The 11,280-nt window shown below is 62.1% G+C and carries 10 protein-coding genes; 3 read left to right on the forward strand and 7 right to left on the reverse strand.

Going from position 1 to position 11,280, the window contains the following annotated elements:
• Positions 1 to 329: 329 nt before the first annotated feature.
• Complete coding sequence (locus KF840_23490) at positions 330 to 1,709, reverse strand: hypothetical protein (protein ID MBX3027868.1); 1,380 nt, start codon at positions 1,707 to 1,709, stop codon at positions 330 to 332.
• Positions 1,710 to 2,052: 343 nt separating this feature from the next.
• On the opposite strand from KF840_23490, the gene KF840_23495 reads away from it, so the two are divergent.
• From KF840_23495 to KF840_23505, 3 genes are all read left to right on the forward strand, one after another.
• Positions 2,053 to 2,736: a hypothetical protein gene (locus tag KF840_23495; protein ID MBX3027869.1), complete on the forward strand. Its 684-nt coding sequence runs from the start codon at positions 2,053 to 2,055 to the stop codon at positions 2,734 to 2,736.
• Positions 2,737 to 2,845: 109 nt separating this feature from the next.
• Positions 2,846 to 3,133: a DUF1778 domain-containing protein gene (locus KF840_23500; GenBank protein ID MBX3027870.1), complete on the forward strand. Its 288-nt coding sequence runs from the start codon at positions 2,846 to 2,848 to the stop codon at positions 3,131 to 3,133.
• A 3-nt stretch (positions 3,134 to 3,136) separates the two neighbouring features.
• Positions 3,137 to 3,652: a GNAT family N-acetyltransferase gene (locus KF840_23505; protein ID MBX3027871.1), complete on the forward strand. Its 516-nt coding sequence runs from the start codon at positions 3,137 to 3,139 to the stop codon at positions 3,650 to 3,652.
• Positions 3,653 to 4,172: 520 nt separating this feature from the next.
• Here the strand turns inward: KF840_23505 and KF840_23510 are convergent.
• The 6 genes from KF840_23510 to KF840_23535 all read right to left on the reverse strand — a co-directional run.
• Positions 4,173 to 6,206, reverse strand: coding sequence for an AAA family ATPase (locus KF840_23510; GenBank protein ID MBX3027872.1), 2,034 nt, complete (start codon positions 6,204 to 6,206; stop codon positions 4,173 to 4,175).
• A gap of 99 nt (positions 6,207 to 6,305) precedes the next feature.
• The gene (gene mobC / locus KF840_23515; GenBank protein ID MBX3027873.1) at positions 6,306 to 6,767 is read right to left on the reverse strand and encodes a plasmid mobilization relaxosome protein MobC; all 462 of its coding nucleotides are present in this window, start codon (positions 6,765 to 6,767) and stop codon (positions 6,306 to 6,308) included.
• Positions 6,768 to 6,952: 185 nt separating this feature from the next.
• Positions 6,953 to 8,866 carry a type IV secretory system conjugative DNA transfer family protein gene (locus tag KF840_23520; GenBank protein ID MBX3027874.1) on the reverse strand — a complete coding sequence of 638 codons (1,914 nt, stop codon included), beginning with the start codon at positions 8,864 to 8,866 and terminating at the stop codon, positions 6,953 to 6,955.
• A gap of 46 nt (positions 8,867 to 8,912) precedes the next feature.
• Positions 8,913 to 9,365 carry a hypothetical protein gene (locus KF840_23525; GenBank protein ID MBX3027875.1) on the reverse strand — a complete coding sequence of 151 codons (453 nt, stop codon included), beginning with the start codon at positions 9,363 to 9,365 and terminating at the stop codon, positions 8,913 to 8,915.
• A gap of 387 nt (positions 9,366 to 9,752) precedes the next feature.
• Entirely contained in the window at positions 9,753 to 10,358 is a 606-nt protein-coding gene (locus KF840_23530) for a hypothetical protein (GenBank protein MBX3027876.1), read from the reverse strand.
• A 274-nt stretch (positions 10,359 to 10,632) separates the two neighbouring features.
• Positions 10,633 to 11,280: hypothetical protein (locus tag KF840_23535; GenBank protein ID MBX3027877.1), on the reverse strand; the 648-nt coding region annotated here is incomplete at its 5' end.

Below are 11,280 nucleotides of genomic sequence, written 5' to 3' on the forward strand. Positions count from 1 at the left end.
TAACCGGAGTAGTCCGGTGTAGCAAAACACCGAACTGCCGTATTGGTCCAACCGATGATGTTTGTTGAACTAGCTCGAAGGGCTTCGTTGTCAAAATGATAGGACGAGGAGAAGGGGTGGCGTTTATCCACGGCAACTACCTCTCCAGCGAGTTCCGATTGTCGCTGTGTCGAAAAGCGAACGCGTCCATTCGGGCCGGAAGCGCTCATCGCGGAGAGCGTAAACAGAGTCACCTCTCTATGAATAGGAGGCATAAACCCCGGGCTGGGGGAGGAAAAGAATAGACTAGCGAGAACCGCCAATAGCCAATACTGCTTCACAGCCGTACTCTACTCAAGCAGAACGGGCACCGTGAATGACGTCGAACGATTGGGATTACTGGAACTTGTGAGGGTTAGAGTTATAGAAGACTCTTGGGAGCGTGCTTGAATACCAGGTGCCGATACCGTCACCAAGATATCGGCGCTGGCACCTGAAGCGAGCGTTATGGAGGTGGTGTTGAGATGGAGACCGAGATTTAGCGTGTCGATAACGGAGACCGCGAATGAGTCGGGTGCACCGTGATTCATGGCAGTAAAGTGGAGAGTTGCGGTCCCTCCGGGTGGTAACTCAGATGGATACTGAGGATCCGGATCCCAGTTGAGCTGGATGAATTGTGGGGTAAACAAGGTACGGCTAACGACATTGTAAGCACCGCCGTCGCGAGTCAAACCCGAAACGGCCACCTTAAACGGCTCCGCCGGGATGTTAAACTGTCCAACATAGTCAGTAGCAGCGGCGAGCGGGTGGTTCTGAACGAAACTGACGCTCTGGACCGGTTGACCCTGGATGTCGACAAGGCGAAATGCAGCGGTTGCGTAAGGCCCGCCGATATCTGCAATGATATAGGTCGTCAGACCCGTAACGGGCTGAGTGGCAGTCACTGTCGTCAGGCCCCGGTGTACGAGTCCTTCTAGCTGCGCCAGCTGGACGATCAATTCAACGCGGTTGGCCTGATTCGGGCACGTGCAATCGCTCCGGCATGCGCCGGGACATGTGTGCGCGTCCGCGCCGTCACATTCTTCCGTTACCTGGTTGAGTACGCCGTCACCGCAGACTGGTGGGGCCGGGGTAGCAGGAGGGGGTGCTACCCCAGAGATGAGATCAGCGATCTTGGCCACCCGGATGTCGAGATCGCTACGGAGCTGTAAAGCTGATTGCAGGAAGCAAGCTCCAGGAAATTTGTTCAGCTTCGCCGTCCAATCGCTGTCGGCGCGCGCGCGGCAGCGCGAGAGATCGGGCGCGCTACCCTGTGTGTGGGCCTTGGCATAGGCCGTCAGGCTGCATTGCAGGTAGGTGCCGAGAGACTTTTCCTGCGCTGCCGTACAACCCGTATCGTCCAGCGAATCAAAGGTTGCGGTCGACACGATATCAGTTGCAAGGTCGACTGCCTCTCTCACCACTTGGCCGTGGCCTTGTGTTGGGCACATCCCTTTAGGGTCCGATTCGACCTTTGACCACTGCTGCGCAAAGCGATTCTGGCATGAATCGAAGAAAGGTGCGGTATGACGGGCCGTTGCATTAGCAGTGACCCGCAAAATGCAGTTAGCGTACTTCCCGGCCGCGGTCAGCTTCGCGGCGACGCATTTCGCACCCGCGTCAGCGGCGGCGAGACCGGGTGCGGGAGTGAATGCTAAGCTGGCGCCGAGGGCGATGATCGCCGCTGCCACTGGCTTTTGGTTGATATCGCGCAGTCGGCGGCGCCTGGGGTGGGATGAGGTCATTGGAAGAGGCGAACAGGATTTCAAGTGTCTAGAATGTCCTATAGCAGGTGGCCTGATGTCAACGAAAACGCGATCCGCCCGCGTCGCTGGGTCCAAGCAGAAACGCCTTGACGAAGCGCGGGGCGGCTCTAGGGTCTCTTGATTGCCACGTGCTTCTCGAGGGGGGGCCGCCACGCCGATACGACACACCAATCCTGCAGACAGACAGCTCACCGTGGGTGAGCGCGCTGTCCCCTACCCTGCCGCACCTTGGGATCCAGCCACGGCGCCTACCGCCGAGCTTGTCGCCATGCTGCTCGACATTGACCGCAACGTTGCCCTAAACCTCGCCGGCGGCGATCTCGGCCAGCTCGCGGTTGCGACCGCGTATGAGCTGACCGCCATGGGCCTTCCGCCGGCTGGTATTGAACGGCTGTGGACGCTCTTCGAATTCGCCAGGCGCTACAGCGAACGGGAATTCCCCGTCGGCGAGCCGTTCCGCTGCTCGGCCGACATCTACGGACATTTCCGCGAGCGGCTCGCGACCGAGCGCGTCGAGTTCTTCTATGCAGTCCTGCTCGACAACAAGCACCGCAAGCTGCGCGACGTTCTCCTCTCCAAGGGCTCGCTGACGGCGAGCATCGTCCACCCGCGCGACGCCTACTTGCCTGTAATTCGCTACAGTGCCGCCGCGGTAATCTTCGTCCATAATCACCCAAGCGGCGATCCGACGCCGAGCCGCGAGGATCTGGATATCACCCGCCGGCTCCGTGAGGTCGGCGAGCTGATCGGCGTGCGCGTGCTGGACCACATCGTGATCGGCCAGGGCCGCTACGTCTCCTTCGTTGATGACGGCTATTGGGATGGCGCGCTTCCTCCTTCCCTGGCGTCTTCGGGCAAAGTGAGCGAGCCCGCCGGTGCCGCAGAAGCGCTCCATACGCCACCCGCCGACCCTGCCCGCCGACCGAAATCCGCCGTGTTTCCAAAGACGTAGCCGATCCCGCTTGGCGCCTCGATCCCTGCTCAGGAGCGGGCCTCAGGATTGTCATGACATTGTCTGGCAGGCGTGGTATAGTCGTCGGGACAAACTAGGAAAAAGATCCATGCCGAATCTCGAAACCCGAAAGGAAAAGCTCGATCTGCGCCTCACGCGGTCCGCCAAACGCGCGCTTCAGAGCGCGGCGGTCGCTGCCCACCGTTCCTTGAGCGAGTTTGTTCTCGAGAGCGCGCTGGCTCGCGCCGAGGAGACCCTACCGGACCGCCGGCGATTTGGGCTGACCGCTGCGAAATGGGAGGCCTTTCAGGCTGCGCTTGCCGCGCCGCCCCGGCCGACGCCACGCCTCAAACGGCTTCTGCGGACACAAAGCGTTTTCGAGCGCGGCCGGCGATAGTCCGTGTCAGCGCTCCGCATCGAGAAGCTGAACCGCAAGCATCCCGTCGAGGCTTTCGATTGTGGGCGTGAAGCGCTCAATCGCTTTTTGGTGCGCTACGCCTTGCCGAACCAACAAGCCGACGCGTCCCAGACGTACGTAGCCCTCTCCCATGACCGAATCGTCGGTTACTACACGCTCGTGGTCGGAGAAGTCGCGCACGAGGACGCCGCCGGCCGTCTCACCAAAGGCCTCGCTCATCACCCGGTGCCCATCATGCTCCTGGCGCGCCTGGCTGTCGCGCTTGCATCCCAGGGCAAGGGCTACGGCGCCGGCTTGTTGAAGGATGCCATGCTGCGGACCCTGCACGCCGCCGACATTGCCGGCATTCGGGCATTCACCGTGCATGCCAAGGACGACGAGGCGAGGGCGTTTTACGAGCACTTCGATTTCGTCGCGTCGCCGACGGATCCTTACCACCTGTTCCTGCTTCTTAAGGATCTGCGCGCAGCTCTCGGCCGTCGTGGTTCCAAAGGCTGACCATCAGCGATCCGAACGGCATCATGAGGGTGGTCTCGACATCAAGCTCGAGGCCGGGCTGTCTCTGCAGGTTTTTGGACCCCTTGGCCTTGCGGCGCTCGGCCCCCTCTCGGCTCGTCTTCCTTCATGGCGACATTCAACATGGATCGAAGGGGCGGGAGCGATGCCCTTCGGAGTTTCCATCCTATCGTGGCTGGGTGCGCTGCGATCGCTCCCCGGCTACGAAGCCGTCGGCTTTAGGACTTCAGTTTCCGCCCCGCATCCATCGCAGCGGACGAACGCTTTCGACCCGCGATCAATCAAGCGAAGCTCTGATGGCTTGTCGCACCCAGATTCCCGGTGTCGCTTGCGCGCTTCATTGAGTGCTTCATGCGTCAGTCCGTGTCGATCGCAGATTTCGTCAAAACTGGACATACGCATCCTCCTTCCCTGCTCTTTCCCTTCGTGCTGAACAGGTAGACCGAACGGCCATGGGCCACAAGACTCGCGGTCCTGCTGTCCACTCAGCATAGGACCGCGCCTACCTCTCCAGCGTGGGGCCGCTCCGTCGGAGCAGTGAACGCCGCACGCCCTGACGCGCTGCTTCAAGGCGGGCGTCGGATAGGTCCTGGAGAAACTGCGAGGCCGAGCGTCGGTCATCGACCCGCGCCATCTGGCGCGCGAGCTCGTCGCGATCACGAGCGGTCTCCCTCGCGACAAACAGGTTCGTCGTGCCGCGATGACGCGTTAAGGCGACGTAGCTGGATGCCCGCCGCCAATGCCGCGAATGGAAGAGGTACGTCTGGTCGAGAGTCCTTCCCTGCCCCTTGTAGATCGTTCCCGCGTATCCGTGCCGGAAGCTGTTGAACTGACCTGGCGCCGTGTTTTCCCCGACCTCGAAAGATAGAAAACGCGGCTTCCCGCTTTTGAGCCCGTCAAGTTGGATGGACACACGGCTGCCGTTGATATTGCGGATTGTGCCGACAACGCCATTGGCTAGGCCCTTGTCGCGGTCGCTGCGGTGCCGCGCCGTCCCCGTGAACTGAATGCGGTCGCCGACGGCAAACATCTGCGCGCCGGCCTTCGTCGGCAAGCTGTGGTCGCGCCCGAGCTCGCCCAATTCTTTTCGACGCGCGCGAATGTCGCGATTGATCTCCGCGACATCGGCGTTTGTGTAGGCGAAGACGAAGCGGCTCTTCCCCGGGGCTGCCGCCGCGTCGGCCGTATAGCGGGACACGAGGTCAGCACGGGCCTCTTCCTGTGTGCTGGACCAACGGACCGCGCCCTTCTTCTCGAAAATCTCGATCGCGCTACGGAAGTCGCCGCCATGCATACGACGGAAGGCATGCTGTTGTTCGGCGTCGGCGACGCGCCGCACTTCGTGGAGCTCCGCGGCCCCATGCTCTTGCCGGAGGGCCCCAAATAGACCTCCCCTCTCGATACTAGCGAGCTGGCGGTCGTCACCGGCCAGGATCAACTTGGCGCCGGCCGCATCGGCCCGCATCGTCAACTGCTGCAAATGGCGCGTGGCGAGCATCGCGGCCTCGTCGACAACCAGCACGGTCCGACGATCCCAAGTGGCGAGACCGAGTTCGAGCCGTTTCAACTCGGCGGCGATCGTCGCCGCCTGCGTGAACCCGTCGCGCTTGAGGTCTTGGACGACGGCATTGGTCCAGGCAAGGCCGATGACGCGGCAACCGGTATCTTCATAGGCGTCGCGGATGGCCGTCAGTGTCGCCGTCTTCCCTGTACCGGCGGCGCCGGCGATGATCGCAAGCGCCTTGGCGTCGGTCGCCTGGCCGAAAGCCGCGCGCTGCTCGGCATCGAGGTGCGCGTGGCGATCGAGCGTGTGCTCGCGGACGGCGTCCGTGACCCCGTGGCGCGTATCCTTAGCCCGGGCGGCGGCGTCCCGAAGGACGTCACGCTCCGCGGCCAGCACGGCGCGCGTGGTGTAGCGGGTAACGGGGTCCGAAGCTGATTCGCGCAACGGGATCACCTCGTCACGCGCAAGGATGCGGTCGGCGAATTCGTTCCTTTCGGCGCGGCTGATCACAGATTTCGCGAGGAGACGCTCAAGGTCGCGCCGCGAAAAGGTCGATCGGTCATAGGTGAGCGTCTCAAGCAGCTTTTGATGATCATGCGGATCGATAGCCTCGCGACGGTTGCAGCGGATGACTCCCGCCTGCCGTTCGTAGGCCAGAGCCCAGGCGTTGATCTTTATGAAGTCATCCCGATCACTGAACGCACGGCCAGTCTCAGGGTTGATGCGGGACGCGACGATGTGAAGGTGCGCGTGGTCGGTGTCATTGTGAGCGGCGAACACGGCCCGCGCGTTTTCCATCCCAAGCGCCTTCAAGGCGTCCCGAGCGGCGGCTTCCATCTGCGGTCGCGTCGGCTTTTCGTCGGGATGCCACGAGAGCGAGATGTGCAGCGCGTCCTTCTCGCAGCGTTTCGTCCGGCTCGCCTGGTTCACGGCCGCGAATTCCATGATGCGCCGGGCAAGGTCAGCGTCGACCCGGCTCTCGATCTCAAAACCGAAGCCCTGGCCGCCGAGCCAAGCGACCCGGCTCGACATGCCGGGCTGCCAATCATTACCGCGTCCCCGGCCTTGGCCGAGGATGTAGCGGACACTGCCACTGACACCCCTACCCTTGGTGATATCCGGAACCACGGCTCACACGATGCGGCTCAGCGTCGCTTTCAATTGCGCGATCGTCTCCCGCACTTCCTCTTCGATCGCGAGCGCGCCGGTCTGGTTGGCATGGCGGGCAAGCTGATTGAGGTTGTTCCCCACGCGGCCAAGCTCAGCCACGAGAGCCATGGCATCCCTGTCGCGCGATCGAACACGCGCCGCCGCCCCGGCGACCTCAGTCAGGAAACAGCAAGCCCGGACAAACTCGGCGAGGACGAGCCCCTTGGCGCGAGCGCGCCGTTCGAGCTCGGCGCGCTCGCTCGGCGTCAGCTGAAGGCCGAAATGGGCGGTCCGGCGTTCGCCTCTATACGATGCCCTGAGCCTTGCCATGTGCGTTCCCAGCTCGAGGACAAGCCGTAATTCCGGAGGAATTACATAGCTTGCTCCCTTTTCTTTTCGACGCAACTGATTCGCCACTTCCGAGCTGAACCCAAGATAGGTCAACCCGGAAATCACCCGTATGAGACACCTGCGACCAGGCCTCGACGCGATCCGATCTGGCCATCAGCGGTCGCCATCGCTTCAGGCGCCGCCGTCGACGTGATCGACGGCGGCGCGTCCCCCTCCCGTCCCCCTTCGGGGGAAGCGGAGGTTTTGAACCGAAATGATGAGCGGCGCGCGCTCTACGCTTACCCCTCGGCGTGAACTTCGCCGGCCGTAGGAATCTCCACCTTGATGTCGTGGCCATTGGAACTGGTGGGCGGTGTCGGCGTGACGCTGCCGTTAAATTGCCGGAAATCGATGCCCCAGGATCGGCGCTGCGGATCGGCGAACCAGGGCTGCTTGCATCCGCGAATCGGATTGCAGTTCTCGATGAAGACCAGCTGTGCGTCGTCGCGCATCACCATCAGCTCGTCCGGGTAGGCCAGCTGCCGCTGAACGACGTCGCGCGTATAGCTGTTGGTGGTGGTCGTACTGTTGCCGCCCACGGCGGAGCTTACGGCGTTGGCAATGCTCCTGCCGATCGAGAGCTTTTCGAGCGTCGTCAACCCGGCGAGCTTCGAAAAGTACTCGGCAGTCCTGTGGTCGCGGCTGCCGAAATTCTGCACCACGCCCGCATTGCCGACAAATGTCTCCCAGCCCTTGTCGTAGATACGCTCGAGTTGCGACAGATCCTGGACGATACCCCAGAGCTGCATGCCGAAGCCGGCCATAAGACTATAGGCCTGCTCGACCATGGTGAGTCGGCCAAGCGCCGCCATCTCGTCGAGCACGAAGAGGATCGGATGCTCGGGTTGCTGCTCGATGTTGCGCGCATTGACGGTGATGGCCTGTTGCACGAGAAGCCGAAGCCAGCGGCCGAAGGTGCTCAGCCGGTCGGCCGGGAGGACCAGGTAAACGGTCATCAGCTGCGTCTTCAGATCATCGAAGCTGAAGTCCGAGCAGCTGAGGCTCTCACGGATCGCCGGGCTATCGAGGAAATGGGTGTGCGATTGAAGCGAAGCGAAGACGTTGCTGCGCAGCTTCTCGTCCTTCGACACGGTGCGCGCTGCTGTCGTTTGGACGACGCGGTGAGGACTCACGATCATGCGGGCGAGAATGTCGGTCAACTGGTCGGCGTCGGCAACGATGATGTCGCGCACCCGGCCAAGATGTCGGTGCCCCTCCTCAGAGGCATCCAGGGCAACGAAGAGGATGAATCCCATGAGAAGGGCTTTGGCCTCTTCGTCCCAGAAGGGGTCGCTCTTACTCCCATGCGGCGGGACGAGAGCATCCGCGAGGATCATGGCGTTCTCGCTGCCGTTGAGCTCATCATTGGCGATGAAATCGAGTGGATTGAAGCGGGAGACCGGCAAGCCGGTAACGCCCCAAGGATCGACGATGTGAAGCTTCTGCTTCATGCCGGGGATCGTGCTATTCCCCTCCCCTCGGCGAACGGCCGTGATACGGGCGTTCTCCCCTTTCACATCCATGACAAGTGCTGAACCTAAGTGCCGGAACAGATTGGGCACAATTGCCGTTGTCCCCTTGCCGGAGCGAGTTGGCGCCACGGTCAAGAGATGACGGTCCCCCTTGTACTGCACGGGAACTCGCTCGCCATCGGCCTCGAAGAGACCGAGGAACAATCCTTCCTCGCCGACATGCCCATGCGCGCGAAGGTGCTCAAGCGTCGCCCATTCGGCGGAACCGAAGGTGGTATCGCGGGGCGGTCGCTTGCGCGGGAGACGAAGCAGCAAGTACGCGACGGCGAACCCCGCCACGAACAGCTCGATGCTGACCATGCTTGCACTCGCGAGCGCGCCAGCGATTGCAATGAGCAACGCGAGCGCCAGCGCGAGGAAGCGCCGGAAAGGCTTCGCCTTGTCACTGCAGAACGCGCCCAGGAGGCCGCCGCTCGCCAAGGCGAGCCCCCAGGCAAGCAGGCGCGTCCAGATGGTCACGGGGTGAGCCGCGGGAGGCGTCGGCCAGGTGCCAAAGTTCTGCGCCGCAGCCACGTCCGTCAATGCGAGCACAGAAAGCACCGCGCCGGCGGCGGCTAGTGCGCCAAAGACCACGCGATGGTCTACGGGACCGTCGTGCCGTACCGCTCTATAGTTTGTCATTTGCGATCTCTCCTATCGTTCAATTGAGGTGATAGATTGATGCCCTTCAGCGGTCGCGGTCCCACGTAGTGACCCGGGGTGCCCGTCCCGGTTCTCCCGACCGTTCGGCGGCGTCGAGACGCTGGTCGAGTTTCCGGTCGTAGGCCTGCGCGACGAGTTTGGACTGCTGCGTGTAGAGGCGCTGCAGGTCAGCGCGCGCCTCGCTCTGAACCGTCTGCCAGCCCCACTGATCGAGGACCGGCGCCGGCTTCATTTCGGACGGCGTCAGCTGGGGAGCGTTACGCGCGTTCACCTTCGCCCGAGTAAGCTCGGCCAGGCGGCGCTCGTGGTTCGCCTTCTGCTCTTGCGCAACTTCGCTGAGGCGCGCGGTTCTCTCCTTCAACAGCGCCTGGATGTCGTCGCGCGCCTGCGGATCCGTCAGCTCTGCGACGCGCGCTGCACGGATCTCCTCCGCGGACAGTCTCCTCTGCTGGGGAGCATCGACCGATGGGTTGGTCATCTCCGGCCTGGATCCTGGCGCGAGACTTTGGCGACACAACGGCCGCCAGAGCCTGCTTCTGCTCTCTTGGCCTATCCCTCCATGGGATAGACCTTGTTGGGTGGACCAGTCGGACTCAGAATGGTCACCCCAGCGTCACGCCCGTTGTTCGTCCCTTGGGTCTGCGACCCGTCGGAATGCTTAACGGTGGCGACACCGCCCGCCTGCGGTAGCGGTCCAAGGACTTGATCAGCCATCAGTCTCCTCCCTTCTCGGTAGTCGTCTGCAGACACGCAGACTATCGGTCGGAGGAAGTTCTCTGGCGAGGTTGTAGACAGGCTGCAGACAGGAGGAAGGCGGGCGCGCTCACGCGCGAATCAATTCAGCGAGGCGTTCTATGACAATCCACTACTGGTACTTGAGGTGTTGGCCGAGGGGGGCGACGGGCCGATGAACCGCCGTGGTCCTTACGGCCTCGGCGACGTTCTCGAGAACCCCCTCCAGTCGTGCTCCCTGATCGGCCTCAACCAAGCCGACCACTGCGCCGCGGCTGGCAAGCACAATAGCCTGTTGTTCCGATGTAAGTATTTCGATGATCGCAATAGCGCGCGCTGCCTCACCGTAGTTACACAGCCATCTCACTGCGCCTTCGCTCGCTAGAACGATCGTCTGCTCCTGGGCTGCGAACTTTCCGATCACGTCCATCGACCACGTAGCATAGCCGTTCTCGGCAAGACCCATCACGGCTCCGCCTGCGGCCATCGCCCTGAACTGCTCTTGTAGCGTGAGTCTTTCAACGAGAACCACGGTACGATCCGCGTATCCGGCGTGGACCAATCCGAAAAGAGCACCATCCGCGGCGAGCACCCCGGCCTGCTGTTCCACAGATAGCTTTTCGAGTAACGAAATAAGGCGCGTTGCCCTAGCCCGGCTGCCTGTCAGCCTAATCAGGGCGTCTGCGGTTGCTAGCACCGCCGTTTGCTGGCGTGCTGGCAAGTTGATGATTGTGTCCACGATTCTTTCTGCTTGCCCTCGCATGGCCAAGCAGGTCACCACTCCCGGCACGCCTAGGGCCGCCGCCTGCCGCTCGGGCGGAAGTCGGGCAATCGCGCTGAGCGCCCGACCCGCTTCTGCTCTTGTCGTTGCGGGTCCGAGTTGAGCGACCGCGTCGCAATGTTCACTGTCGTAGTACCTTTCCACCATTCATGCGCGCGCTCCTCAACGCTCGATTATTGCAGTGCCGCAGCATATCATATTTCCATCGCGCCATATGGTTAATATACTTTCATCATTGGCCGTTGGGCAGCCTCTGGACATCATTTGCGCCGCCGGCGAGCCGACGTGTCCATAGGCAGTCGATACTCAGATCACGCAATCGCCGTGGGGTCACTTCAAACTGCTGGTGCTCTCTCCACTCCTCGAACTGCTGAGGGCTGGACAGTCCGGCAATAATGATCAGAAAGTCTCCACGGGACGGGGTATCATACTCACCATCCACAAACCGTGCCCAAAGACTATGCCAGTGATCGGCCAAATATCGTCCGGCAGCGGCCGTTCCGCGCTCGGTAAATCCCCCAAGAACCAGGCGGACCTTGCGACGATTGTCTGCGACGTGATCGGTGTGGCGAAGGATCAATGCGTAGTCGAGGACAGAGGTGCGCTGCTTGCTTGCCTTGGGAACCCAGCGGCTGACGTATTGCTCGTCCCAATCACGTGGAAGCAGCGAGACGAATCCGTTCTGTTCCTCCGTGAGACGGATCAATGAGTCCGCCGACTGCCCTTCGGTCGTGAGGGTCCGATTGAAGGCCACCGCGTCACCATAGTCCGCCCCGCGATCGATGCGGGCCCAACCATCACACGCCTCTTGTATGGTGAGCGCCGTCCGGTCGGTGAATCCCAAACCCATCGCGACTTCAAACGGGGGCATCGTGACGCG

It is taken from the genome of bacterium (assembly GCA_019637795.1).
GTDB lineage: Bacteria > Desulfobacterota > Binatia > HRBIN30 > CADEER01 > JAHBUY01.

Bases quoted from the DNA above. Each gene is read 5' to 3' on its own strand.
- KF840_23525 (MBX3027875.1), bottom strand. From the start codon at position 9,365: ATGACCAACCCATCGGTCGATGCTCCCCAGCAGAGGAGACTGTCCGCG.
- KF840_23520 (MBX3027874.1), bottom strand. From the start codon at position 8,866: ATGACAAACTATAGAGCGGTACGGCACGACGGTCCCGTAGACCATCGC.
- KF840_23510 (MBX3027872.1), bottom strand. From the start codon at position 6,206: ATGTCGAGCCGGGTCGCTTGGCTCGGCGGCCAGGGCTTCGGTTTTGAG.
- KF840_23495 (MBX3027869.1), top strand. From the start codon at position 2,053: ATGCTGCTCGACATTGACCGCAACGTTGCCCTAAACCTCGCCGGCGGC.
- KF840_23500 (MBX3027870.1), top strand. From the start codon at position 2,846: ATGCCGAATCTCGAAACCCGAAAGGAAAAGCTCGATCTGCGCCTCACG.